Genomic DNA, 25,885 nt, shown 5'->3' with positions numbered 1-25,885 from the left:
GTGGTGTAGTGACTGTCTCTGCCGAAACAGCGAACTCTGCCCGGCCGGCGCCGAAATGGACGGCCTATGTGCAGCTCGGAAAGCTGCGTGTCTACCATCGGTTGTACCACTGGATCGTTCTTCTGGCGCTGCTGTACTCCGATTCGGTGTCCCTGCACGGTGCGACGACTGCGCTGCTGCTGGTTCCGTTGCTGTTGCTGTCGATTCAGAGTTCGGCATGCGCCATGGACGACATCATGGGCTTCCGGGACGGTTGCGACATAGCGAACTACGGTGCGGCCGACTATCCGGACATGATTCGCAAGCCCTTGGTCGCGGGCGTGCTGTCGGTGCGGCAGGCGCTCGCGTTCGTCGTCACCGTCGTCACTGTCGCCACCATCGCCGTCGTCACCACGGCGCTGTCGTTGGGAGTCGATGTCCTGCCGGCGCTGGCGATATGGGCAGTCGTGATCGGCATTGCGCTGCAGTACTCCGGCGGGCTGAAGTTCAGTTACGTTCCCGGCGGGCTGGAGCTTTTCATCTCCGGCCTCACCGTCGTCGTCACGATCATCCCGTATCTGATGATCGCGCACACCGTGACCAGCACCGTGGTCCTGATCGGGCTGCTCACCGGCAGTTGGTTCCTGATGCCGGTCTCGTACGGCAACATGGCCGACCGCGTCGGAGACGGGGCTGCCAACCGCCGGACTCTCGCGGTGGTGTTGAGTCCGCGGAACTTCCAGGGTGCCATCTGGATCCTGTACGGCTACAGCATCGTGCTCACGGTGCTCCTGTTCACGGTGGGCGACCTGCACCCGTTGACCGCGCTGCTGCTGCTGCCGGTCGTCGTGATGCAGGCAGTGCAGCACTACCAGGGCATCGTCAAAGGCCACGTTCGGAAGGCCATGAAATTCGGTTTCCGGTGCATCGATGTCGGGATGCTCGGTTTGACCGCGGCGATTCTCCTGTCGTGAGGGGACGCGGCCGGCATCCGCAACCGGTGCCGGCCGCAGGCGCGGTAGCGGCGTGATCAGGTGCCCCTGGGATGGAGATCTGCACTGTGACGACAATCAACGAACGACAGGCCGCGCGCAGCGCTCCCACCGCGCCGGGCGGCCTGCCGTTGCTCGGCCACGCGCTGCGCCTCGCACGGCGCCCGCACCACTTCCTGTCGACGTTGTCGGCGCTCGGGCCCTTGGTGCGAATCAGGATCGGCGGGTACGTCGCGTACGTCGTGACCGAGCCCGCACTGATACGCAAGGCCTTCGTCACACACTCCGATCAGGGTGTCCTGGTCGAGCGCACCAGGGCGCTGACAGGTGACGGCGTGATCGTCCTGCAGGGACAGAAGCACCGGCAGGAACGCCGGCTGATCGCACCCGCATTCGCCAAGGCCCGCATCGCGCAGTACGCGTCGGTCATGGCACGGCACGGGGCGGAGTGCTCGCGCTCCTGGCGGGACGGCCGGCAGATCCTGCTCAACGAGGAGATGCACGAGCTGGCGGTGCGGACCATGGCGGGGACGCTGTTCCAGGGCACGCTCGGCACTGAGACCGCCCGGCACATTCACCGGTTGCTGCCGCCGGTGATGACGCTGCTCGTGCAGCGAGGCACCCGTCCTGCCTGGACCGACCGGCTGCCGCTGCCCGGCAATCGCCGGTTCGAGGTCCTGCTCGCCGAGTTGAAAGCCGTGACTCGCAAGATCATCACAAGTCGGCGAGCCGAGCTGGCCGCCGATCCCGAGCACGATCCGGGGGACCTGCTGGGTGCTCTGCTGCAGGCCCGTGACGACGAGTCAGGCGCCATGCTCAGCGACACTCAGGTCCACGACGAACTGCTGAACTTCCTCGTCGCCGGCACCCAGGCGGCGGCGGCCACTCTCGCCTGGATCTTCCATGAACTCGCCGCCAACCCGGATGTGGAGGCGGCGCTGCATGCCGAGCTCGACACGGTGCTCACCGAGGGACGACCGGCCGAGTTCGCTGATCTGGAGCGGCTCGATGTCACGAAGCGCGTGGTGTCGGAGTCCCTGCGGAAGTACTCGCCGTGGTTGACACTTCGGCAGATCACCGAGCCCACCACCATCGGTGACGTTCAGATCCCCGGTGGCGTGGTGCTTTTCGCCTGCCCCATCGCAGTGCACCGCGATCCGAAGTTCCACCCCGATCCGATGCGGTTCGACCCGGACCGGTGGCTGCCGGAGAACAGGGCACGCATGTCCAACGACACCTACATGCCCTTCGGCATGGGAGCGCGTCAGTGCCCGGGAAACGTCTTCGCGCTCACACAGGTCACGCTGCAGATCGCGACCATCGCCGCGCGCTGGCGATTCCGGGCGATGCCCGGCAGCAAGGTCGAGGAGGTTGCGATCGGCGCGTTCGTCCAGCCGACGCGCATGCCGATGCGGGTCGAGGCACGGCTCTGACGGCCGGGTGCCGTCTTCCTGAGCCGACCGATCTGCAGACAGCAGAGAATCGAAAGAGGAGACATGATTGACCGTCTGGCCGGATTCTCCATCCGTGCCCCGAAAGTCGTACTGGCGCTCGCCGGTCTGGCCTTCGTCCTGTGCGGTGTGCTCGGATCGAAGGTCTCCGACCGGCTGTTGGCCGGCGGGTTCCTGGATCCTGGTGCGGAATCCTCCCGAGCTGCGAACGTACTGGCCGACGAATTCGGTCTGTCCGGAGCACAGTTCATCCTCGCCGTCGAATCAGCGCAGGGCACGACGGATGCGCGGACCACGGCCCGGGCCAAGGCCATCGTCGCCGGGCTGCGGCAGGACGAGCGCGTGGAGACGGTCGCCTCGCCGTGGACCCCACCGCAGGGCGGTGCGCACCTGATCAGCAGCGACGGCCACGTCGGACTCGTCGTCGCCACGCTGAAGGGCGACGACAATGCCGCGCAGAAGACCGCCAAGGACCTGTCCGACCGGTACACCGGCGAAGCCGACGGGGCCACCGTCACCGCTGGCGGACAGGCCATGGCCTTCTCGGAGATAGGCACGATCTCGGCGCGTGACCTCGCCGTGGCCGAGTCGATCGCGATCGTGTTGACGTTCCTCCTGCTGGTCCGGTTCCTGCGAAGCTGGGTGGCGGCCGCGATCCCGCTCGTGGTCGGAATCACCGCCATCGTCGGTACCACCGCGGTGTTGTATCTGCTGACGCTGGTGACCGACCTGTCGGTGTTCGCGATGAACATCGCCACCGGGCTCGGCCTGGCGCTGGCGATCGACTACTCGTTGCTCGTCATCGGACGGTTCCGCGAGGAGATCGCCGAGGGCCGGGGACAGCACGAGGCGATCGCGGTCGCGCTGCGGCGCGGTGGGCGGGCGGTTGTGTACTCCGGTCTCGTCGTCGGTATCGCGTTGATCGGCATGACGTTCTTCCCCATCTACTTCCTGAAGTCGATCGGGTACGCCGGCGTGGCTGTGGTCGCCCTGTCGATCGTGCTGGCCTTGACCGTGGTTCCCGCGCTGCTGAGCCTTTTCGGCACCCGGATCAACCGGAAGCCGCTGCGTGAGGCGGGTACGGTCGAATCCTCGTGGCTCTACAGGGTGGCAGTGGCGGTGCAGCGCCGACCGGTGGTGTTCGCCCTGCCCGTGCTCGCCCTGCTGCTGGTGTCCGTGGCACCGGTCCTCGGTCTGCGGCTCGGCCTCCCCGACGACCGCGTTCTCCCGGTGAGCGCGCAGTCGCACCAGGTGGGCGACAAGATACGGAACGGATTCGACGAAAACGTCGCGGGCGCCGTACGCATCGTCGTGGAGGACATAGGCGATCCGGACGAGGTCGAGTCCTACGCCGAGGCCCTGTCGCGGGTCGAGTCCGTGAAATCCGTTGTTGCCCCGGCTGGTTCGTACATCGGCGGACAGCGGGTGGGTCCGGGCGAGCCTGCAGCGATGAAGGCGAGGGTGGCGTACCTGACGGTGCAGACTCCGCTGAACCCGTATTCCTCGGAGGCGGCACGGCAGTTGGACGCGTTGCGGACGGTTTCCGCCCCGGGGCACATCCTGTTGGACGGTCTGGGGCCGCAGACCCGCGACACCGCCGAGAGCATCGCCCGGGGTATACCCAAGGCGCTGGCCTGGATCGCCGCCACCACGTTCGTGCTCTTGCTGCTGCTCACCGGCAGTGTGGTGATGCCTTTGAAAGCCCTTGTTCTCAATACGCTTTCGCTGACCGCGAGCTTCGGGGCGATGGTCTGGATCTTCCAGGACGGTCATCTCGGCGCTCTCGGCACGACGAGTACCGGCTACACCGTCGCAACGGTTCCGGTGCTGTTGTTCTGCATCGCGTTCGGGCTCTCCATGGACTACGAGGTGTTCCTGCTCGCCCGGTTCAGCGAGGAGTGGGAGAAGTCCGGACGCACCAGAGCCGACAACGACACTGCGGTCGCAGTCGGTCTGGCACGGTCGGGCCGGGTGGTGACGGCAGCCGCGGTGATGATGGCCGTCGTATTCGCAGGCATCGCCACCAGCGGCGTCTCCCTCATGCGGATGCTCGGTCTCGGACTGACGCTGGCCGTTCTGGTGGACGCAACTCTGGTGCGTGTCGTCCTTGTGCCGGCGTTCATGCGCATCGCCGGAACGTGGAACTGGTGGTCTCCGCGTCCGGCACGTCCTGGACTCGAGCGAGTTCGTCTACGGGAGTGAAGCCGTCGGCCGGCTGTTCAGCCGCGTTGACCGGCGCGCGAACCGGTCAACTGAGGAGACCTAAACGGGTGGCGACCATGCCGGCTTCGAATCTGGTACTGACGCCGAGTCGTCGCATCAGCATCGCGGTCGTCCTTCGAAGCGTCCTGGGTGAGATCTGCAGCTCTCGTGCGATGGCGGTATCGGGTCGGCCACTCGCCCAGAGACGCAACACCGTCAGCTGGTCCTTCGGCAGCTCGGGTGTACGGGGCCGGCTCACATCGGCCTCGGGATGCCCAGAGCTGCAGATCTCCAACTGCGGTTGTGCGGTGCTGTCGCTCGCGGCGTTCCAGCAGAACTCGAAGACACGACGCAGACATCCGACAAGATTCGGATTCGTGACCAGGAGCATCTTTTCGGTCGTCCCGTCGACGTCTGTCGAGACGAATGACAGTGTGTTGTCAACTATGGTCGCCTGGAAAGGGATCAGGGGCGACGTGCGTACTTGGCAGCCCAGTGATTCGAGCTGTCGAAAGCGGGAACGGATCCGCAGACTGCTGTGCAGATGCTGCTGAATACATCGGACCGTTGTCCCGCGTTCCCGGGCGCGCTGAAGGCGTTCCATCTCGCGGTTTGTCTCGTCCGACGATCCAAATGCGGGCCTCAACAGCATGATCTCTTCTGCGGGCAGCTCGACGATGCTGTCCTGGATTTCTGCTATCCGATCGGCATCCTTCACGATCTCCAGTTCTGACGCCCGGTGCAGTGGAGGCCACATGCACGACGCCAGCGCAGCAACCTGCTTCTGGAGTGATTGTGCATGTTCCGCGCATGATGCTATAGACTGCTCCTGCAGCTCGATCAGCTGGAGCAGTTGTCTCATCGGCTCATTGATCTCAGTCGTTGCACGCAATTCGCGCTTTGCGTGAGTCATATCCCCCCCGGTATCTTCACGTGGAAGCGATTGGTTCAACAGCAATGCGGTTCAAGGCCAGTTCCGCGGCTGTTCGACTGCGGTGGCGGCCCGTCGACAGCGGATGGCTGTGATCGTCAGGCTGCCGGGTGTGGACTCCGGGACCGAGCCTCGTCATGAGAGCTGAGGCTCTTGCTCGCGGCGGAGGTGCCACGGTCGCTCTCATTGACCGCTCTGGTTGAGCAGGTGAGCTCCCGGTGCACGAAGTTGATGGCCCGCGCACCGAAGTTGCAACAGCAGCCGCCTGAGTGACAACCTGTCACACCGTCACCTCGGCTGTACATCAGGTTTCCCCGTGATCATGCTCACGCCACCGAAGCGGGCTCGGGCTCCGTCCGCTCGTTGCGTATGCAACGGAGGCTGAGGTGTAATCGGAGCCGCTGGTCGTGGATGAGGCAACCGGTTCCCAGGCGCCCGGGCAGGCGGCTTGACGGCCCGTCGATTCCGGGCGGGCTGCTCGGGCGTTCGGTGTGGTCGTGAGCATGATGCGGGCCCGGCTGTCGCGTCGGGTGGGCGCCGGGGTCCACGGCTCCGGTGGGATGGTGCTGGTCGAGCCGTCCGTGTCCGAGGGGCGTGTCCCTTGGTCAACACGTCCGTACCCATTGGCTGATTTCGACCAACTCTGGTCAAGTGCAACCAACCTGCTCGCTGCCACGCGATCGGCTCGTCACCACGCGTGGCAGCAGCGTGAGTTCGGCAGCCGTCACTTCTCGGCTGCCGTCACGCCTTTCGTTCCACGAGGAACCGCATCAGTGACAGCAGGTCATTGACTGCCCGGACATCCGCTCCCACTTGTTCGAGGCACTCCTGAGCTGCCTGGCACAGACGGGTTGACTCCGCCTCGGCCCATTCCCTCCCGCCGGCCTCCTCGATCCACTGCGTTGCATCAGTGACCTCTTCACTCGTGAGAGGTGCGGCACTGCTGTAGAGGGTGGACAAGCTGCGCGACGCATCGGTTCCTGCCTCCAGCGCGGCGACGACAGGGAGGCTCTTCTTTCGCGATGCGACATCGGCCCCGACAGGCTTACCGGTCACGCTGGGGTCTCCCCACACGCCGAGAATGTCATCGACCAACTGGAACAGCATTCCCAGATGACCACCGAATGCGCGCATGACAGCCGCGACGTCGGCACCGGCGCCGGCCGCGACCGCGCCGAGCTCACAAGCACCGGCGATCAGCGCGCCGGTCTTGCCCGTCACCATTGCCTTGGTCTCGGCGAGAGTCACCTCGGCGCGGTTCTCGAACGCGAGGTCCATCGCCTGCCCGACGCAAAGGTCAAGGACGGTCTGAGCCAGGATCCCGACCGATCGGCCTGAGGTGTCACGGCCCGAGGACGCGAGCAGCCGGTATGCGTTGGCGACGAGCAGATCGCCTGTCAGCACGGCCTTCGGGGTCCCGAACAAGGACCACGCTGTCGCCCGGTGACGGCGGACCAGGCCCTTGTCCATGACATCGTCGTGAAGGAGGGAGAAGTCATGGACCAACTCGACCGCCACAGCCGCAGGGATGGCGGACTCCACCGCGGTCTCGCCGCCTATCGCGCGAGCACAGGCGATGGCAAGGGTCGGCCTGACGTATTTTCCGGTTTCCTTGCACTGCCGGCCGTTCGCATCCCACCATCCGATGTGGTAGCCGGCTATGTGTCCGGTCTCTTGCGGCAAGGCGGCAATGGTGGATCGGTGCAGGGGAGAGATCAGCTCACGCGCCTCGGCCATCATCTCCAGCGCGTCGCGGTGTATGGAAATGCTGTTCACGTTGATCTCTCATCCCTACGTGGGTGTGAATTGCCTTGTTTGCCGAGGAGTTCAGGGGAGAATGAGGCGGTTCAGGGCTACCAGGGCGACATACTGTGCCGAACATGGCTTCCGCAGTGGGAAAATGACCCCACCTGCGAACGCGATATCCGGCCCGTCGATCCAGGGGAACCTGGACTTCGGTGCTCTCGTGATAGCCGTGCGACGGTAGGAAACGGTATCAGCGGCAATTTGCGGCGGCAAGACAACTGCTGTTCAGGCTATGGGGGATCGCTGCCGATGCGGGCCGTGGCCGCAAGAGGTCAGACATATTCCAATGCGCACTGGAAGTTGCATTGTCGTGCGGTTACTGACCTTCGAAGCGTGGTGTCGGCAGGGGCTGACTGAGACGGAGCGCTTCATCTGGCGGGTGAGCACGTCAGTTGGCGGGACTCAGTGGCTCAGCCGGTGGGCAGCCGATCCTTCTCCAACCACCGCGCAATGGCAATCGGTGTCGACATCGGGGCGGGGCTCACGGCGTCCGGTAGGTGCGATCGCACGGCGGAGGAGGCACCGGACGTGCAACCGTTCGGGATCGTCAAGAGTCTAGCGACCGAAGGGCTGTTCTCCTGGAAGACACCGTCCGTTTGCCCGCGTCCCGACAGAGGTTCTCTCCATGCCGATGCCCCCGCACAACCGTCGCGCCTCCCGTGCGGCTGTCGCCGCCCTCGGCGCTGCCGGCCTGATCGCGCTGGTCGCGGATCCCGCCGCCTTCGCCGATGAAACCGCACCCGAATTGGTCATTGGAGGCATCGAGCCGATCGACAGCGTGAAACCGGGGAGCAGCTTCGATCTGCCGGTCACTGTGGCGAACAAGGGCACCGGGGCCGCCGAGAAGGTGTGGGTCTCCTACTCCGTCACCCGGGGACTCGACTTCGCGGAGGTTCCCTCCAACTGCCTGGCACAGCAGGTCCCGTCCTACGACGAGATGCCCGAGAGGTGGATCGTGGTGTGCGCGTTCGACCAGGCGATGCAGCCGGGCGTCGTCTACACGCCCGAGAAGCCTCTCCGTGTCAAGGCACTGGACCGCGCGCTCAACGACGAGCTGCGCGTGCGGGTCGGGGACGTCGATCCTGGGGCGGACGAGAACGGCACTCCGCCGGTGGCGGGAACCGCACCGGCGGTGAAACTGGTCGAGGGACAGGCCGGGTCCGAGGGGTCCGCGCGATTTGTCGATGTGTCCGTCACCTCCGTCAACACGGCCGACTACCAGGTGACGGGTGCCGCGTTGAAGGGGAGCGTCGGTGACACGGTGACGATGAAGGTGAAGTTCACCAACGCCGGGCCCGCCTGGGTTCTGACCAAGGAGGGGGACCGGCTCGTCAGGGTCCTGATCACGCCTCCCGCCGGAACGTCGGTCGTCAAGCCCCACGGGTTCTGCGAGGCCAAGGGTGAGGCGTACGCCTGCGGCACCAGTCAGCGGTCGGTCAATGAGGGCGGCCGAGAGACCTACACCTTCGAGCTGAAGATCGACAAGCGGGTGGCGGGCGCCAAGGGCTCGGTCGCGCTGAGCACCGAAGCGCGGCCGTTCGACCCCAACAAGGCCAACGACAAGGCCGACATCACGCTGGACGTCACGGGTGGGGGGTCGACCGGCTCGACGGGCAGCTCGACCAATGGCTCGGACGGCTCGGCCGGCGGGTCGTCGTCGACCGGCGACGACGGGACGACGACGAACGGCGGCAACCTGGCAGAGACCGGCTCCTCGACGCTGCCGATCACGGGCGCGGCTGCCGCGGCGGTGGTCACGGGTGCGGGCACGCTCCTCATCGTGCGCCGCCGCCGGGCCCAGAGCCTGAGCTGACGACCGTCCGACGCGAGCTGTGGTACCCGCCCCGGGCCTCTGGTCCAGGACCTCCGCGCTGTCTTGATCGGTGGCGCCTCAGACGGTTCCGGGGTGCCGAGCCGGCTTGTTCAAGTCCGGGCACATCACCGCCAGGCGCGGTCATCGCGCACGACCTGCGGGTCGTTGTCCGGTCGGTGCAGCGCTGGCGCAAGGCCTGGTCCCAGGGCGGGCCGAGAACCTTGGTCTCCAAGGGACCGGCGTGCTTGCCGCTGCTCGGTGACGAGCTGTTCGCTGTGCTGGAGCAGGAACTGGTCAAGGGGGCCATGGCGCACGGCTGGCCGGACCAGACCCTGGACCCTGGCACGGATCAAGACCTGACGACATCACGCATTCAAGTTCAGTGGATTCCCTTGCCGATGGTCAGCGATGGTGTGGCTTGGCGCGTGGCCGACGCGCCGCATCGACGGGGCCACGGCGTCAACGATGTGCTGTCGTCTCTATAGTTCTCCATGCCACGGCAGGCAGGTCCGGTTGAGGGGCGGGTTGGTGCAGCGGGAGGTTCTCCGGGCGTTTCGGTTCGCCCTGGACCCGACCCAGGATCAGGCCGAGGCGTTCACGCGGCATGCGGGGTCGGCCCGTTGGGCGTTCAACCACGCGCTGGGGATGAAGGCGGCCGCGTATCGGCAGTGGCGGCGCGAAGTTCAAGAACTGGTCGGGCAGGGTGTGCCGGAGGCGGAAGCCCGCAAGAGGACACGGGTTCCTGTGCCGACGAAGCCGGAGATCCAGAAGCACCTGAACCGTATCAAGGGCGACTCCCGGCTCGGCGGTCTGCCCAAGGGCGTTCTGGGACCGGAGCGGCCGTGTCCGTGGTGGCACGAGGTCAGCACCTACGCGCTCCAGTCGGCGTTCGTCGATGCCGACCGGGCGTGGCAGAACTGGCTCGACTCGCTGCGCGGGGCGCGGGCCGGACGTCCGGTCGGCTTTCCGCGGTTCAAGAAGAAGGGCCGTTCGCGGGAGGCGTTCCGGCTGCATCACAACGTGAAGCAGCCGGTGATCCGGCTGGCCTCCTACAGAAGGCTGCGCATGCCGGTACTGGGGGAGGTGCGACTGCACGAGTCGGCCAAGCGCCTGGCCCGGCTGGTCGACCGGGGCCAGGCTGTGGTGCAGTCGGTGACCGTGACCCGGGGCGGGCACCGCTGGTACGCGTCGGTGCTGTGCAAGGTGACCACCGAGCTGCCCGAGCGGCCCACCCGGCGCCAGCGCGAGCAGGGCCGCGTCGGTGTCGACCTGGGCGTCGGCCACCTGGCCGTCCTCTCCCGGCCCCTCGAACCCCCCGACGCGGCTTCGGCGTTCGTGGCCAGGCCCTGTCACCTGCGGAAGGCTGAGCACCGCTTGGCCAAGGCCCAGCGGACTCTGTCGCGCACCCAGAGAGGATCGGCGCGCCGGGGGAGAGCCCGGCGCCGTGCGGCCCGGCTGCGCCACGATGTCGTGACCCGCCGCAGCACCGTGCTGCACACCATGACCAAGCAGCTCGCCACCCGCTTTGCCGAGATCGCCGTCGAGGACCTCGACATCGCCGGGAGGACCCACGCCGACCGCGAAGAGCCCGGCCACCGGATGAAGCGGAAAGCCGGCACAGTCCGGGCCGTCGTCGATGCGTCACCCGGTGAACTGCGCCGCCAACTCATGTACAAGACCACCTGGTACGGCTCCACCTTCGCGGTCCTCGATCGCGGGTGGCCTTCCAGGAGGACCTGCTCCGCCTGCGGATGGCAAGACCCACGCCTCACGCTCGCGGACAGGACGTTCCACTGCGACAACTGCACGCTGACGGTCGACCGGGACGTGAACGCCGCCCGGAACATCGCCCGGCATGCCGTCACCATCGCCGATCACCCTGTCGCTCCTGGTAGAGGAGAGACACAAAACGCCCGCAGAGCATCCCTAGGACCAACCGGCCCCCGGGCCGGACGGCAGGAGGCGACGAAGCGGGAAGACACCGGCCCCCCGGCGGGGACGGTGCCACCTCAGCGGAGTGATCCGTTGACGCTCTTCACTCCCATCCGACCCGATCACCAAGCGCCAGGCAGGTATGGACCTGCCGGTCAATAGGTGTTCGGGCGCGTGACGAGCGACCGTTACCGCTGATACGTCCCTGCGGCCCCTGGAGCACCTTCCGATCCCGCTCCAGCGCCCCCCGTCGGAACCTTCTGCGCCCTGCTCGGCCGTCGGCGACAGCGGGGCTGCTCTCTCGCCCGACGACGGGCGAGGGCGGCACGAACGCCGCAGCCACCCGCCGCACAGACCCCGCGTCCCTTCCGGCCTGTGCCCGCGCCAGGCGCCCGTACGGTGCGGCCGTAGGGGCCCTTGACTGCCGAGCAAGGACACCACCGGCGCAGTGGGCTCCGGTGCGGGCGGGAACGACGACAGCCGGTGCCCCCTGCCTTCGGGCACCGGCTGTCGTGCTTGCGGTCTACCGCTACTTCACCGGCTCGGCCTGCGGCTCCGCGACGGTCTCGCTGTCACTCTCCTCGACGGGGGTCTTGACGGAGTCGAGGAGGAGTTGGGCGACGTCGACGACCTGGACGGTTTCCTTGGCCTGGCCGTCGTTCTTCTTGCCGTTGACGGAGTCGGTGAGCATGACGAGGCAGAAGGGGCAGGCGGTGGAGACGATGTCGGGGTTGAGGGAGAGGGCTTCGTCGACGCGTTCGTTGTTGATGCGCTTGCCGATCCGCTCTTCCATCCACATGCGGGCGCCGCCGGCGCCGCAGCAGAAGCCGCGTTCCTTGTGGCGGTGCATCTCCTGCTGGCGCAGGCCCGGGACGGCGGACATGATCTCGCGCGGGGGTGTGTAGACCTTGTTGTGGCGGCCCAGGTAGCAGGGGTCGTGGTAGGTGATCAGGCCGTCGACGGGGGTGACGGGGACGAGTTTGCCCTCGTCGATGAGGTGCTGCAGCAGCTGGGTGTGGTGGATGACCTCGAACTCGCCGCCCAGCTGGGGGTACTCGTTCGCGATCGTGTTGAAGCAGTGCGGGCAGGTCGCGACGATCTTCTTGGCCGACTTCGGCTTCTTCGTCGCGGGGTCCTCGTCGTCCTCGCCGAAGGCCATGTTGAGCATGGCGACGTTCTCCTGGCCGAGCTGCTGGAACAGCGGTTCGTTGCCCAGGCGGCGCGGTGAGTCACCGGTGCACTTCTCCTCGCCGCCCATGATGGCGAACTTCACGCCCGCCATGTGCAGCAGTTCCGCGAAGGCCTTGGTGGTCTTCTTCGCGCGGTCCTCCAGGGCGCCGGCGCAGCCGACCCAGTAGAGGTAGTCGACCTCGGTGAGGTCCTCGACGTCCTTGCCGACGATCGGGACCTCGAAGTCGACCTCCTTGGTCCACTCCACGCGCTGCTTCTTGGCCAGGCCCCAGGGGTTGCCCTTCTTCTCCAGGTTCTTGAGCATCGTGCCCGCCTCCGACGGGAACGAGGACTCGATCATCACCTGGTAGCGGCGCATGTCGACGATGTGGTCGATGTGCTCGATGTCGACCGGGCACTGCTCCACGCAGGCACCGCAGGTGGTGCAGGACCACAGCACGTCCGGGTCGATGACGCCGTTCTCCTCGACGGTGCCGATCAGCGGGCGTTCGGCCTGGGCCAGCGCGGCGGCGGGGACGTCCTTCAGCTGCTCCGGGGAGGCCTTCTCCTCGCCCTCCATGGTCTTGCCGCCGCCGGCCAGCAGGTAGGGGGCCTTGGCATGGGCGTGGTCGCGCAGCGACATGATCAGGAGTTTGGGGGACAGCGGCTTGCCGGTGTTCCAGGCGGGGCACTGCGACTGGCAGCGGCCGCACTCGGTGCAGGTGGAGAAGTCGAGGATGCCCTTCCAGGAGAACTGCTCGACCTGGGAGACGCCGTAGACGTCGTCCTCGCCCGGGTCCTCGAAGTCGATCGGCTTGCCACCGGTCGTCATCGGCTGCAGCGCGCCGAGCGCGGTCGCGCCGTCCGCGTTGCGCTTGAACCAGATGTTCGGGAAGCCGAGGAAGCGGTGCCAGGCCACACCCATGTTCGTGTTCAGCGAGACCGTGATCATCCAGATGAAGGAGGCCGCGATCTTGATCAAGGCGGTGAGGTAGACCAGGTTCTGGAGCGTGGAGACGCTCAGTCCCTTGAAGGCCAGCACCAGCGGGTACGACGCGAAGTACGCGGCCTCGTAACCCTCGACGTGGTGGAGTGCGCCCTCGAGGCCTCGAAGGGTCATGATCGCGAGACCGATGGTGAGGATGACGTACTCGACGAAGTACGCCTGCCCGGCCTTCGAGCCGGCGAAGCGCGACTTGCGGCCCGCACGCGACGGCAGGTTCAGCAGCCGGATCGCGATCAGGGTGAGGATGCCCAGGGTCATCGTCGTGCCGAACCACTCGACCACCAGCTCCCACGGCAGCCAGCCGCCGATGACCGGGAGCATCCAGTCGGCCTGGAAGAGCTGCCCGAAGGCGTTGGCGAGGGTGAGGGTGAGGCTGAAGAAGGCGACGGCGACGAACCAGTGGGCGACGCCCACGATGCCCCAGCGGTTCATACGGGTGTGGCCGAGGAACTCCCTGACCACGGTGACCGTCCGCGCGACGGGATCGTTGGTCCGCCATCCGGCGGGGACCGGCTGGCCGAGCTTCACGAAGTGGTAGATCTGCGCGATGGCTCGGCCGAACAGTGCGACACCGACCACGGCCAGCACCAGCGACACAATGATCGCGGTGAGTTGCATGAGGGGCTCCTCGGGCCTGCGAGAGCGGGGATTGCGAGAGCGGGGATGGCGAGATTACCCGCGGGTAATTTAGTCACTCACATTACCTAGGATCGCAGGCTCGTTGAAGACACGTGGCCGGTGATCTGTGTCGCTGAGGCAACCCTGGCCTGGCCCCTGTCGGCCCGGCATCGCATCTTGCGGTCGCAGTACATCAGAACACGGCCCACCTTGGTGCGTGGCGGTCGTCGTACCCGCCCGCACGGGCCGCTGCCGGGTACCTGTTCGCCGTCAGAAGGGAACGCCACCCGCCGGGTTCGTCCCGTCCGCCCGGAAGGCGAAGGCGAAGGCACCGGCGTGCCTGTCCGGTACGGCCACATCGCCGAGAACCCGGCCCCGTGGTCCGGTCCGGGCAGTGGCCCCGTGCCGACATGGTCAAGACGGGGGTCACGCGAGAGGCAGGTACCGATCCCCTTGAGGTATGCCTCCTTGCGCGCCCATGCGCGGGCGAAGGCCTGCGACTTGGTGTGCTCCGACTCCAGAGACAGCTCCGCCGCTTCCGCCGGATGCAGGGAGGCCACGTGCCGTGCAACGGCCTCTGGCCGCGGCGTTCGCTCCGCAGCCCGCGAAGGCGACATTGCCGCACGGCTGTTGGGTCGCCGGGAGCTGACGCAGCAACGGGCCGGGGCGGCGCCGACCCCAGCCACCGCGGGCGTACTTGTCCCGGCCCACTCCAACGCCCGGCAGCCTGCCTGATCCGGTCGGTCGGCGACAGCTGGTCGATGCCGAGCAGCAGGTCCTCGCGGTGCAGCGGTTCCACATGGAGATTCCCCTGGTGGACCCGGTCGGATGTGGGCGAAGGACGGGAAGGACAGGCACAGGAAAGGAGGGGAGGACGTGGCCGAGGTGAGGAACGAGAGGAGGCGGGCGGCAGCGGGGGCAGGTCCGGCGGGTCGGTGACCGCCGTCGTACCGGCCCCCGCTGCCTCACCGGGAAGCGGACTGTGCCGCTCCGCTCACTCCGAGGGCTTGCGGTACGCCTTGACCACGGCGGCGTAGCTGTTCCTGGCGTGGCCCTGGTTGATGACCCGCTCCATCAATGCCTGGGAGTACTTGGGGAGTTCGGAGTCGACACCGAGCGCCTCGCTCTCGTGCACGAGGTGCTTGAGCGCCTCCAGGTGCGTCTCCAGCGTGGCGTCGTTGGCCGGGAACCTGCCGTCGCCGGCGTCGATCTGCGCCGCGTAGTCGGCCGTGAAGGTCTTGATGGCCTCCAGCCACATGTGCGCCCACGGCAGGAACTGCTGGGCGCCGACGTTGGCCGTCTCCACGATGGCGACACCGTGCAGGAAGCTGTTGAGCGTGCCCCACATCAGGCCGAGCAGCGACACGTCGTACAGCGCCGGCATGCCGTGGTCGGTGCCGAGGTACGTGGTGCCACCGCCCAGCAGCTTGAGCGTGGACTCGTACTTCTTGAAGACGCCCTCCGTGCCGGCGTAGAACACCACGGAGGTGTCGGAGCCGATGCCGGGCGGCGTGATCATGATCGCGCCGTCGAGGTACTCCGCGCCCTGTTGGTCCGCCCACACCGCGGTCTTGCGGCCCTGGTCGGACGAGCCGCTCGTCAGGTTCACGAGAACCTTGCCCCGCAGGCCCTCGCCCAGCGGGCCGATCACGTCGTGCACGGTGTCGTACGTCGACAGGCACACCACCACCAGCTCACCGGCGGCCACCGCCTCGGCGGGCGTCGCGGCGAGCACCGCCCCCTCCGAGACGAGCTGCTCGGCCTTCTGGGCCGAACGATTCCACACGGTCGTCGTGTGACCGGCCTTCAGGAACGCGGCGGCGAGCGCCCGTCCCATGAGACCGAGGCCGATGACCGTCACCGGGGTGCGGTTGTCGCCCATGAATGATCCTCCAGTGCATTTGTTCTGCGGGGGTGAAAGCGGCAAGGAGTGCCGCGGCTTCGGAGTGAGGATGGAAATGGCAGAGGAAAGGGGAATACGTGTTCAGCGGGTCGCGCATGCGGGCGCCGCGGCCTGGAGGGAGACGGTGCCCAGGGCTCCTCCTCGGTCGTGGGGCTGGTTCTGCCGAACGAGAGGACGCACTCGGCCAGCACTCTCAAGGCACCTGGAACAGTACTGAAAGCGAGGCGGAAAAGAGTAAGAGAGTGTCCACTGCGCGGTCATGGGAAATGTCGGATCCCGGGCGCCTCCAATTACCGTTCAATTACCGGAAAATGACTTTGGAGCGGGTCGTCTCCGTTGTGACAACGTCCATTCCATGACTCTTTCCTGGCCCGACCTCGTACGCGCCGCAGCCGAAGAAAGCACCGCAGTTCTCGAGAAGGGAGCCGATCAGAACTGGGCCCGCAGGGCCGGGGATCTCGACTGGAGCGGCCGCGAGACGCTGTCGTACATCGCCCTGGGTGTGGTGGGGTACGCGGGGCTGCTCATCGCCCGGCCGACCGACCGCTACATCACCCTGTTCTCCTCGATCGATTCCCACGCCCCGGTGCCCGCCGCCCTGGAGGGCATCCGGGGTCTTCCATGCGCCGTCGGCCAGGGCTCCCACTGTGTCCGAAGCCGCTTCGGGTTTGCTTCGGGCTCGCTTCGGAACCCTCTGTCACCGCTGATCGGAAGGGCTGTGACCTGCGCGAATCAGCCACTGCTCGGCGGTTGGCCCGGGTTACTGTGAGGCCATGCAATTCGGGGTGCTGGGACCGCTGGAGGTGTGGACGGCCGAGGGACGGCAGGTGCGGGTTCCCGAGCTGAAGGTCCGCACGCTCCTCGCGGACCTGCTCGTGCACCACGCGCACGTGGTCTCCACGGGGCGGCTCATCGAAGACCTGTGGGGCGGCTCCACCTTCACCGCCCGGCCGACCTCGTCGCTCCAGGCCAAGGTCTCCCAGCTGCGCCGGGCCCTGGAGAACGCAGAACCCGGTGCCCGCTCACTCGTCGTCCACCGCGCACCCGGCTACCTGCTCGACGTGCCCGCCGACGCCCTCGACGCGGGCCGGTTCCGGGCCCTGGTCGCCGAGGCGCGGTCCTGCGACATACCCCGCAGGCGCGCGTCCCTGTTCGCGGAGTCGCTGTCGCTGTGGCGCGGGCCCGCCTTCGCGGACTTCGCCGACCAGCCGTTCGCCCGCGCCGCCGCCGCGAGCCTCGAGGAGGAGCGGCTGTGCGTGGTGGAGGAGCACGCCGACGCCCGGCTCGCCCTCGGCGAGCACGGCGTACTCCTCGGTGAACTCGCCGCCCTCGTCGACCGGTTCCCGCTCCGCGAGGGGCTGCGCATCGCGCAGATGCGGGCCCTGTACCAGGCGGGCCGCCCTTCCGACGCCCTCGACAGCTACGCGGAACTGCGCCGGCGCCTCGACGAGGAACTGGGCCTGACACCGGGCCCGGCCCTTGTCGAGCTCCAGCGGGCCATCCTCCGCCACGACACCGGCCTCGCCCGGCTGGAGCCCCCCGCCCGCACCGCCACCGTCGCCCGAGCCCGCACCAACCTGTCGGCCCCGGCCGGCACCCTCGTCGGGCGCGGCGAAGCCGTGAGCCGGGTGCGTACGCTGCTGGCCCAGCGGCGCCTGGTCACGCTCACCGGCCCCGGCGGCGTCGGCAAGACCCGCATGGCGATGGCGACGGCCGACGGCCTGGAGAGCGAATTCCAGGGCGGGACCTGGCTGGTGGAGCTGGCCGGTGTCTACGACGCCGGGGGCCCGGTGGGGCCGGAGGTGCTCGCCGACCTGGTGCTCGCCGTGATCGGGGTCCGGGAGAGCGTGTACGACGACCGGGCGGACGACCCGGTCCGGCGGCTGGCCGGTGTACTCGCCCCCCAGCGCGTCCTCCTGGTCCTGGACAACTGCGAGCACGTACTCGACGCCGTGGTGCGGCTCGTGGGCCCCCTGCTCGACAGTGCACCCGGCCTGCACATACTGACGACCAGTCAGGAAACTTTACGGGTCGGCCGCGAAGCCGTCTGGCCGGTCCCGCCGCTGGCCCTGCCGCAGCCGGGCCGGGACGACCTCGAAACACTGCGCGGGTCCAGCGCCGTGCAGCTCTTCGTCGACCGGGCCGCGGCGACCGACCCGAAGTTCGTCCTCGACGCCACCACCGCACCGCTGATCGCCGAGATGTGCCGCCGCCTGGACGGCCTCCCGCTCGCACTGGAGCTCGCGGCCACCCGGGTCCGGGCCCTGGGAGTACGGGAGTTGTGCGACCGGCTCGACGACCGCTTCCGGGTACTGACCGGCGGCTACCGCGATGCGCCCCGGCGTCACCGCACCCTCCAGGCCACCATCGACTGGAGCTGGAGCCTCCTGGACGTCCGGGAACAGACCGTGCTGCGCCGGCTCACCGTGTTCGCCGAGGGGTGCGGCGTGGAGGCCGCCGAGGACGTGTGCGCGGGCGACGACGTGGCGGGGGACGACGTGCTCGACATACTCGCCGGGCTCGTGGACCGCTCGCTGGCGCTGCGGGTCGACAGCCCGGCCGGTGCCCGCTACCGCCTGCTCGAATCCGTCGCCGTGTACGGCCGGCAGAAGCTGCGAGAATCCGGCGAGGCAGGCGAGATCGCCGCCCGCCGGCTGCGCCACTTCACCGAACTGGTCGAGCGGGCCCGTCCCCATCTGTACGGGCGCGACCAGTGCCGGTGGCTGCGCCGGCTCGACGCGGAGTCCGCCAACTTCCAGCGCGTCCAGGAGGAGGCCCGCCGCACCGGAGCGGCGTACCCCGCCGTGCGGCTCGCCAACGCGCTCAGCTGGTACCGCTTCCTGCGCGGGCGGCTCGGCGAGGGGCGCAAGGCGCTGGCCGACGCGCTGAGCACCCCGGGCCAGGTCCCGCCCGCCGAACTGGCCGAGGCCCGGGCGTGGCACGCCGGCTTCGCGCTCCTGCTGGGCGAGCAGGGGCGGGACACCCACCACGCCGGGCACGACGTTCCCCGCGCGGGCCGGTACGGCGAATGCCCCGAGGAGCACCAGGGGGAGCGGACGGTGGGCAGGGCCCGCGCCGAGTGGTTCCTCGGGTTCGCCCAGTGGAGTGTGGGCGCGCTGTCCGCGGGCGAGACGAGCGTGCAGCGGGCGCTGCGCGACTTCCGTGTCCTGGGCGACGCCTGGGGCACCGCCGCCGCACTCAGCAGCCGCGCGGCGCTGGCACTGGGCCGGGGCGACCTGGAGGCGATGCATGGCAACGCGCTCGAGGCGCACGACCACTTCGTGGAACTCGGCGAGGACTGGGGGAAGCTGAAGGCGAACGAGACCCTCAGCGTCCTCGCCGAGATCAACGGCGACTACGGCCGGGCCGCCCAGCTCCATCGCGAGGGCCTTCGTATCGCCGAGAGCCTGGAGCTCTGGTCGGAGGTCTCCCGCAAGATGTCCGGACTTGGCAGGATCGCCCTCCTGACGGACCGGTACCGGGAGGCGGAGGACTTCCACACCCGCGCCCTGCGGTTCGCCGTCGAGCAGGGGAACCAGCCTGCCGAGCAGTTCGCGGCGGTCGGCCTCGCCCTCGGCAAGCGGCGCGAGGGGCGGTTCGAGGACGCGGAGAACCTGCTGCGCCCCTGGCTGGCCTGGAACCGCAGCCGCAACGACGCTCCCGGCCTTGCCCTGGTCCTGGCCGAGCTCGGCTTCATCGCCGAGCAGCGCGGCGACGGCCGACTGGCCCGGACCTTGCACCTGGACGGCCTCGCCGCGGCCCGCGCCTCCGGCGACCCGCGTTCGGTAGCCCTCGCGCTGGAGGGCCTCGCGGGGGCCTGCTCCCTCACCGGCGACCCCGCCACGGCGGCCCGCCTGCTGGGCACGGCCGTTGCCACCCGGGCCCGCTCGGGCGCTCCGCAGCCCCTCGCCGAGCGTGGTGACGTGGAGCGGATCTCCGCGCGGCTGCGGAGCTGTCTCGGAGCCGAGGCGTACGAAGAGGCGTTCGCGGACGGCGAGCGGCTGGACCACACCGACGCCGTCATCGAACCGCAGCCGCGCCCGGACGCCCCGTGAGCCTTGAGGGTCACGCGTTCCCGCCCGGCGGAGCCGTTGCCCCCGCGAGTGCAAGGGGTGTCGGTCGTGGTCGACGACATGGGCGGCTCCACGTGCACGCGCCGCGTCCCCGGCGCGTGGTGGAAGCGTCGAACCGGCCGGCAGGGCGAAGGCCCTGGCGGTCAGCCCCGTCATGATCTACGGGGTGCTCGGCCTGCTGGGCGTGTGGACCGCCCTGTACGGCAAGCGCTCGCAGGCCGAGGGCGAGCGCAGGGAGGCCGAGGCCATCGCCGCCGGGGCGGCAGCCGCCGACCCCGCGACTCGGCAGGATGAAAGCAGGTCACACGGGCCCAGGTGAGCCTCACAACTCACCCGACCCGTGCGGCCCTTCTCACGGCACAGGCCGATCACGGCCACCGCCACTCCCGAGGCCGCTACGGCAGTGCCGGCCAGACCAGCGCCTGGGCGACGATGACGTGCTCACCGTTGAAAGTGACGGCGGGGCCTTCGTGCAATTCGTAGCCGAGGTCGATCGCTTCGCTCACACGACGGCAGAACGCGGCGTCATCAGGCCCGGTCAGGACTCGGTAGACAGGCAAGCCGTCCGGTGGTGTGCTCATGAGGAAAAGAATCCCAGACCCGTCCGCCGACCGAGCCGCCGGGCCGCACGGCCGTCCCGCACTCTCTCGCTCCCGAGGCCGTCAGGACATGGCGGCCTCGAGAACTGCCGTGCGTGCAGCAGTACGTCGGCCTCGGTCGTCCAGCGGCGATCGCGCGAGCGCCCCGGCCGGCGCCTCACTGTCCGTCAGGAGAGCGATCAGCGCGAGGCGGGCGCGGGCCACGCGTGAGCGGACCGTGCCGACGGGACAGCCCATGGCCCTGGCCGCATCGGCATAGGGCAGCCCGAGGAGCTGGGTGAGGACGAACGCTTCCCGGCGTTCCGCCGGGATCGTCGCCAGGAGCTCGGCGAGGGCGATCCCGTCCTCGAAGCCCGGGACTCCGCGTGGCTGGGTCTCTTCGGCGGCTGTCTGCCAGTCGTCCCTCTCCGACAGCCTTGGCCGGGCGGCTGCGTGGCGGAGGCTGTCCACCACCGTGCGCCGTGCGATGGACAGCAGCCAGGTACGCGCGGAGGAGCGGCCCTCGAACCGGTGCAGGCTGCCGAGGGCCCGGAGAAACGTCTCCTGTGCGAGATCGTCGGCGGCTTGCGGGTCGGCGCTCAGATAGGCCACGTAACGCCAGATGTCGCGGTGCAGGGCGCGGACGAAGCGGTCCACGGCCTGCGGGTCACCGCCCCGCGCGGCGAGTGCCAGTCGGGTCACCGCTTCGTCGGCACCGTGCGTATGCCGCGACGTCTTGCGGGCAGCGGTGGAGTCGTGTGGGGGCAGGGCAGGTGTCATCGCCTGATGTCCTTCGGGGAATCGGGATCCGGCGCCGCACCGATGGGCGGGGGCCGGTGAGTCGTACGGCCTGGCGCGTGGCGCGGCCGATGCCCGAGGCGCGTGGCGGAAGTCGTCACGCGTTCGGGGAACCAGCTGTCAGACGACAGCGGTCCCCGCAGGCGGACCCCGCGAAGTGATGGCGTGAACGAGCAGGAACTGCCGCAACACGCGGGCCCGGTGGGCGCGGCGGTCGCGGATGCGTGGACGGTGGGCGGGCGCGGGCAGGCGGAGAAGCAACCGCACAGGGGCGAGAAGCCATCCCGCGAACGCGCGCAGCACCCGGAAAGCGGCCTGCTCCCCGTACGCGAGCCAGACGCCGCACAGCAATGCGGCCAGCAGGTGGGCGGCCAGCATCCCGACCGGGGACATGCCGGCCATACCGTGTCCGGCGAGCGTGGCCGTGCCGTCCGCCATCGCGGCCATGGAGTGGTGGGTGTGATCGCCCCCGCCCGGCATCAGCGTGCCCGCGCTGCCCGGCGATGCGTGGTGCAGGTGTCTGCCGAGGCCCGCGTCCGACGCGACGCGCAGGGCCTCGAAAGGTGGAAGGAGGGCGGACTTCGCTCCGCACAGCAGGTATTGGGCCCACTGCTGAGCGAAGGAGGAGCTCTCAGGCAGCGACGGGCGCACCGTCGCCTGGGCCAGCGAGAATCCGCAGTGCAGTACGGCCTGGACCGCGACCGAGGCCGATGTGACGACGAGGATTCCGCGTTCTTGGCCGGCGAGGGCCCAGGCCGTCGCGCCGGTACCGGCGAACGCCGCGGCCATCGCCCACCACGGCACAGTCGTTCCCGACATGAGGATGTGACCGAGGGCTGCGAGCAGCACGCAGGTGGCCGCGAACGTCGCAGCCCGTAACGCTCGACAACATCGGCCCGGGGTCATGGCGCTCTCATCCTCGCACCCCGCCCTCGTGGCCGGCACGGACCGGTACGGAATTTTCCGGCCGCGTCGTCGTCCGTCCCCGAGATGTGGCGCACGCCACAAGTGGCCTCCGGAACCCGGTAGTTGGCGGACCCGACTCCTGACATGGTTCTCAGGGTGCCGCGCCGCGGCGCGGAAGGGAGACACAGTGGGGGCGGTAGGCACATCGGCACCGGCAACCGGTCCGGAAAGGCAGGCAGAGCGACGGCTGACGGCTCTGCTCACCTGTGCCATGGCCTTCTCGATGCTGCAGTTGTTCCTGCTCGGCGCGCTCGGCCCGCGGCTGGTCGACGAACTGGGTATCTCTCCCACCGTGCTCGGCCTGACGACGACGATCGGCTTCGGGACCGCGGCGGTGCTCTCTCCCACCGGCGGGCGGCTGGTGGACCGGATCGGCCCGCGGCGCGCACTCGTCGTTCTGCTGATGGTCTCCGCCCTCGCACTGGCGCTGATCGGTGCCGCACCCGGTGCCCCACTGCTGCTGGCCGCGGTCGCGCTGGGCGGCCTGCCCCAGGCGCTCGCCAATCCCGCGACCAACAAGGCCATTCTGGCGTCGGTTCCGCCCGACCGGCGCGGCGCGGTGACCGGAATGAAACAGTCGGGGGTCCAGCTGGGCGCCTTCGCGGCCGGGCTGCCGCTCGCCGCGCTGGCGGGCGGGCTCGGCTGGCGCGGCGCCGTGTGGACCGCCGCCGCCTCGGCAGTGTTCACGGGGCTCTGGACGCTGCGCGCCCTTCCGTCCGACCCTCCGCCGCCCTCGGCAGGCCCGCGCACGTCGCTCGTACCGCGCGGCCTCGTGGCGTGGCTGGCGGTCTTCTCGCTGCTGCTGGGCAGCGGCATCGCCTCGGTCAACACCTATCTCGCCCTGTTCGGCGCACAGAAGCTCGGCATGGGACCCACCGCGGCCGCTGCCCTGGTGGCCGTGCTCGGCGTGGCGGGGATCGCCGGCCGGGTGGGCTGGTCGAAGGCGGCCGGACCCGGGCGCGCGGAGTGGCTGCCCGGATGGCTCGCGGCCGGATCGGTGATGGCGGCCGGTCTTCTTGCGGCCGCCCTGTACGCAGCCCCACTGGCGTGGGTCGCGGCTGTCGCCGTCGGAGTGTTCGCCGTCTCCGGCAACGCGGTTTCCATGGTGCTGGTCATGCAGCGCGCCGCACCCGGCCGCGCGGGACAGGACTCGGCACTGGTCGCCGCAGGGTTCTTCGCCGGATTCGCGGTCGGGCCGCCGCTGTTCGGGCTGCTCGCGGAGAGGGGCCGTTACGGAGCCGGCTGGCTGCTGGTGGCGGCCGAGTTCGCGGCCGCCTGCGCCGTCGCGGTGGCCTGGGCCGTACGCGACCGGCGGGAACGAACCGGAGCAGCGGCGTGACTCCGAAGGACTGGGCCGGCCGTGCCCTGGCGTCCGTACTCGACCGGGCTGCCGTGACCAGGACCGACGTCGGAACGCGCTTCCCCCTGTACGCGGACCCCGGCAGCGGCCGGTGGACCACGACCGGCCGCGGCTCGTGGACCGGGGGGTTCTGGGCCGGGCTGCTCTGGCTGCGGGCGCGGTACACCGGTGCCGAGGCCGACCGGGCGGCCGCGTCGGAGTGCACGGCGCGCCTCGCGCCGTGGGCGGATGCCGATACGGTCACGCGGGGCCTGATCCTCTGGTACGGCACCGCCCTGGCGTTCGGGGACGGTGAGGCCACCGCACTTCGCTCACGGGCGGCCCAGGCATGTCTGGGGGCCATGGATCCCGGACTCGGTCTGATTCCCTGGGGATCGGCGCTGGGTGGTCCACGGCTGCTGGCGCGTGCGGACGGCGTGCCCGGCATGGTCCCGCTGCTCGCTGCCGCAGGACCCGAAGGAGCCGCAGCGGCCGGGGCCCATCTGCAACGGCACCTCGATCTGTGCCTCGGTGACGACGGGCCCCGGCCCGCCTGGCGCTTCGACGCCGAGACGGGCTGGCACCCCTGCGAGGACCCGCCGCCGGGCTGGAGCCGGGGGAGGGCGTGGTTGCTCCTGGCCGTCGCCGACGCCTTGCACCGGACGCCCGGACCGCCGCCGCACGGGCTCGTCCGCGCGGCCGAACGGCTGCTGTCCGAGGCGACGTTGCCGTCCGACCCCCTCGTGCCGTTCGCCGACCGTTCCCGTCCCGAGGGGCCCCTCGACACCTCGGCCGCCGCGATCACGGCCGTTGCCCTGCTGAAACTCGCGCGCACACCGGGCTCCACGGCACGGGCGTGCTCCTGCCGGGCCGTTGCCGTCCTGAACCGTCTGGTCGAGGCGCATCTCTCGCCGCCCACAGCGGACGGGCCTGCCGCACACCGTCCCGCCGGCATGCTGCTCGACGGCTGTTACGACACCGCCAAGGCCACCGCGGTGCGCCACGAGCTGATCTGGGGCGACTTCTTCCTGGCCCTTGGTCTGGCCGCGCTCACCGGCCTGGTCGACATCACTCAGGTGTAGCGCTCCTCGCGTAGCCGCGCAGTACCCGTCGCGCGACGGACGTGATGTGCAGCTCGTCCGGTCCGTCGAGGATGCGGGCGGCCCGGCCGGTGCGGAACAGCGCGGGCAGCGCGGTGTCCGGCCCGAGGCCGGCGGCTCCGTGGACCTGGATCGCCGCGTCCGCGACCTGCTGCAGCATGCGGGCCGCCGCGACCTTGGCCAGGCCCACCTCGATGTGTGCGTCCCGCCCCGCGTCGATGAGCGCGACGGCTTCGTGGACGAGCGGACGGGTGGTGCGCAGGGCGAGCAGTGCGTCGAAGACATGCTGCTGGACGAGCTGGTGGGAGGCGAGCGGTCCTCGGGAGCCGCTCCGGGAGACGGCTCGCTCGCACATCAGGTCGAAGGCCCGCCGCCCTTGGCCGAGCCAGCGCAGGCAGCGCAGGGCACGGCCCCACTGCAGCCGTTCTCCGGCGATGGAGAGGGCCTGGCCGCGCTCGCCGACAAGGTGGCCGGCCGGCACGCTGACCTGGTCGAGTTCGACCTCCCACTGACCGGTCGCGCCCAGGACGGGCAGCTCGCGCACCACGCGGAAGCCGGGGGAGTCGGTGGGCACCAGGAGGAGGGACAGTCCCTCCCGGTCGCCGGCGCTCCCGTCGGTGCGGGCCAGGACGGTGATGAGGTCGGCGTTCGCGGCTCCGGAGGTGAACCACTTGCGCCCGGTGACGCTCCAGCTTCCGTCCCCCAGCTGCCTGGCATGTGTTCTTGTCAGGAACGGGTCGGTGCCGGGAACGTGGGGCTCGGTCATCGCGTAGCAGGACCGTATCTCCCCGGCCACCAGCCGCTTCAGATACCGCTCACGGACCCCCGCTCCGGCGTGCCGCGCCAGCATCGACACGTCCAGCAGGGGAGCGGAGCCCAGAGCCGCCGGCCCGTGGTCGCTTGCCCCCTCGGCCTCGGCCAGTCCGGCGTACTCGCTCAGGGTGAGCCCGTGGCCCCCCAGTTCCGCCGGCAGAGGCAGTGCCCACAGCCCCGCCGCCCTGGCCTGGCTCCGCAGTTCGTCCAATGCGGACATGGCGTCGGCCCCGCCGGCGTCCAGTACCGGTTCGCGCGGGATCACGCGGCCGCGGACGAACTCCTCGACCTGCTCCCGCAACTCCGGTCGGCTGCATCCGGGTCGGGGCTGGGACGACTCTTCGCCGACTCGACTTGTCACTGCTCTCCTTCGGTTGGCCGGGAACTCGTGGGAACGCCTGTCCGACTGACTTCT

19 protein-coding genes and 1 pseudogene are annotated in these 25,885 nt (G+C 69.3%); 11 read left to right on the top strand and 9 right to left on the bottom strand.

What is annotated here, in order from left to right; all coding sequences use genetic code 11:
- Positions 1-8 precede the first annotated feature (8 nt).
- From OHS70_RS08715 to OHS70_RS08705, 3 genes are all read left to right on the top strand, one after another.
- Complete coding sequence (locus tag OHS70_RS08715) at positions 9-953, top strand: UbiA family prenyltransferase (protein WP_328395393.1); 945 nt, start codon at positions 9-11, stop codon at positions 951-953.
- Positions 954-1,039: 86 nt separating this feature from the next.
- A complete protein-coding gene (locus tag OHS70_RS08710; protein WP_328395390.1) occupies positions 1,040-2,404 on the top strand; it encodes a cytochrome P450 in 1,365 nt (454 codons plus the stop codon).
- 63 nt (positions 2,405-2,467) lie between these two features.
- Positions 2,468-4,624, top strand: coding sequence for an MMPL family transporter (locus tag OHS70_RS08705; RefSeq protein ID WP_328395388.1), 2,157 nt, complete (start codon positions 2,468-2,470; stop codon positions 4,622-4,624).
- A 46-nt stretch (positions 4,625-4,670) separates the two neighbouring features.
- Here the strand turns inward: OHS70_RS08705 and OHS70_RS08700 are convergent, their stop codons facing one another.
- Together OHS70_RS08700 and OHS70_RS08695 are read right to left on the bottom strand one after the other, a co-directional pair.
- Positions 4,671-5,537: a helix-turn-helix transcriptional regulator gene (locus OHS70_RS08700; RefSeq protein ID WP_328395386.1), complete on the bottom strand. Its 867-nt coding sequence runs from the start codon at positions 5,535-5,537 to the stop codon at positions 4,671-4,673.
- A 759-nt stretch (positions 5,538-6,296) separates the two neighbouring features.
- On the bottom strand, positions 6,297-7,331 hold the full coding sequence (locus OHS70_RS08695; protein WP_328395384.1) for a polyprenyl synthetase family protein: 1,035 nt from the start codon (positions 7,329-7,331) through the stop codon (positions 6,297-6,299).
- A 655-nt stretch (positions 7,332-7,986) separates the two neighbouring features.
- Between OHS70_RS08695 and OHS70_RS08690 the strand changes: the two genes are divergently transcribed.
- From OHS70_RS08690 to OHS70_RS08680, 3 genes and pseudogenes are all read left to right on the top strand, one after another.
- Positions 7,987-9,174: a hypothetical protein gene (locus OHS70_RS08690; protein WP_328395382.1), complete on the top strand. Its 1,188-nt coding sequence runs from the start codon at positions 7,987-7,989 to the stop codon at positions 9,172-9,174.
- A 137-nt stretch (positions 9,175-9,311) separates the two neighbouring features.
- Positions 9,312-9,531 (top strand): annotated as a pseudogene (locus tag OHS70_RS39020) (IS630 family transposase); the annotation flags it as partial.
- Between the two features lie 171 nt (positions 9,532-9,702).
- Positions 9,703-11,268, top strand: a complete 1,566-nt coding sequence (locus OHS70_RS08680; RefSeq protein ID WP_328395378.1) for an RNA-guided endonuclease TnpB family protein — start codon at positions 9,703-9,705, stop codon at positions 11,266-11,268.
- Between the two features lie 367 nt (positions 11,269-11,635).
- Here OHS70_RS08680 and OHS70_RS08675 read toward each other — a convergent pair whose 3' ends face one another.
- The 3 genes from OHS70_RS08675 to OHS70_RS08665 form a co-directional block, all read right to left on the bottom strand.
- Positions 11,636-13,900 (bottom strand): (Fe-S)-binding protein, encoded by a 2,265-nt coding sequence (locus OHS70_RS08675; RefSeq protein WP_328395376.1) that lies wholly within the window; start codon positions 13,898-13,900, stop codon positions 11,636-11,638.
- A gap of 86 nt (positions 13,901-13,986) precedes the next feature.
- Positions 13,987-14,517, bottom strand: coding sequence for a 4'-phosphopantetheinyl transferase superfamily protein (locus tag OHS70_RS08670; protein WP_328395374.1), 531 nt, complete (start codon positions 14,515-14,517; stop codon positions 13,987-13,989).
- Positions 14,518-14,894: 377 nt separating this feature from the next.
- Positions 14,895-15,782: an NAD(P)-dependent oxidoreductase gene (locus OHS70_RS08665; protein ID WP_328395372.1), complete on the bottom strand. Its 888-nt coding sequence runs from the start codon at positions 15,780-15,782 to the stop codon at positions 14,895-14,897.
- Between the two features lie 376 nt (positions 15,783-16,158).
- On the opposite strand from OHS70_RS08665, the gene OHS70_RS08660 reads away from it, so the two are divergent.
- From OHS70_RS08660 to OHS70_RS08650, 3 genes are all read left to right on the top strand, one after another.
- Positions 16,159-16,572, top strand: coding sequence for a hypothetical protein (locus OHS70_RS08660; protein WP_328395370.1), 414 nt, complete (start codon positions 16,159-16,161; stop codon positions 16,570-16,572).
- Between the two features lie 4 nt (positions 16,573-16,576).
- Positions 16,577-19,858, top strand: a complete 3,282-nt coding sequence (locus OHS70_RS08655; RefSeq protein ID WP_328395368.1) for a BTAD domain-containing putative transcriptional regulator — start codon at positions 16,577-16,579, stop codon at positions 19,856-19,858.
- Positions 19,859-20,030: 172 nt separating this feature from the next.
- Positions 20,031-20,195, top strand: coding sequence for a hypothetical protein (locus OHS70_RS08650; RefSeq protein WP_328395366.1), 165 nt, complete (start codon positions 20,031-20,033; stop codon positions 20,193-20,195).
- A gap of 76 nt (positions 20,196-20,271) precedes the next feature.
- Here OHS70_RS08650 and OHS70_RS08645 read toward each other — a convergent pair whose 3' ends face one another.
- From OHS70_RS08645 to OHS70_RS08635, 3 genes are all read right to left on the bottom strand, one after another.
- Positions 20,272-20,457 carry a DUF1737 domain-containing protein gene (locus OHS70_RS08645; RefSeq protein ID WP_328395364.1) on the bottom strand — a complete coding sequence of 62 codons (186 nt, stop codon included), beginning with the start codon at positions 20,455-20,457 and terminating at the stop codon, positions 20,272-20,274.
- Positions 20,458-20,538: 81 nt separating this feature from the next.
- Complete coding sequence (locus OHS70_RS08640) at positions 20,539-21,234, bottom strand: sigma-70 family RNA polymerase sigma factor (protein ID WP_328395362.1); 696 nt, start codon at positions 21,232-21,234, stop codon at positions 20,539-20,541.
- A 138-nt stretch (positions 21,235-21,372) separates the two neighbouring features.
- A complete protein-coding gene (locus OHS70_RS08635; protein ID WP_328395360.1) occupies positions 21,373-22,071 on the bottom strand; it encodes a hypothetical protein in 699 nt (232 codons plus the stop codon).
- 358 nt (positions 22,072-22,429) lie between these two features.
- Here OHS70_RS08635 and OHS70_RS08630 point away from each other — a divergent pair, with 358 nt between their 5' ends.
- On the top strand, positions 22,430-23,557 hold the full coding sequence (locus tag OHS70_RS08630) for an MFS transporter (RefSeq protein ID WP_328395358.1): 1,128 nt from the start codon (positions 22,430-22,432) through the stop codon (positions 23,555-23,557).
- On the top strand, positions 23,554-24,639 hold the full coding sequence (locus tag OHS70_RS08625; protein ID WP_328395356.1) for a sugar ABC transporter permease: 1,086 nt from the start codon (positions 23,554-23,556) through the stop codon (positions 24,637-24,639). The genes OHS70_RS08630 and OHS70_RS08625 overlap by 4 nt, the downstream gene beginning before the upstream one ends.
- On the opposite strand, the gene OHS70_RS08620 is transcribed toward OHS70_RS08625, so the two are convergent.
- A complete protein-coding gene (locus OHS70_RS08620) occupies positions 24,626-25,831 on the bottom strand; it encodes an acyl-CoA dehydrogenase family protein (protein WP_328395354.1) in 1,206 nt (401 codons plus the stop codon). The two genes, OHS70_RS08625 and OHS70_RS08620, sit on opposite strands and share 14 nt — an antisense overlap.
- Between the last annotated feature and the right edge of the window lie 54 nt (positions 25,832-25,885).

It is taken from the genome of Streptomyces sp. NBC_00390, from assembly GCF_036057275.1.
Taxonomy (GTDB): Bacteria; Actinomycetota; Actinomycetes; order Streptomycetales; family Streptomycetaceae; genus Streptomyces.
Note: the sequence above shows the minus strand (reverse complement) of the source record. Positions and strands in the feature narration are given on the sequence as shown.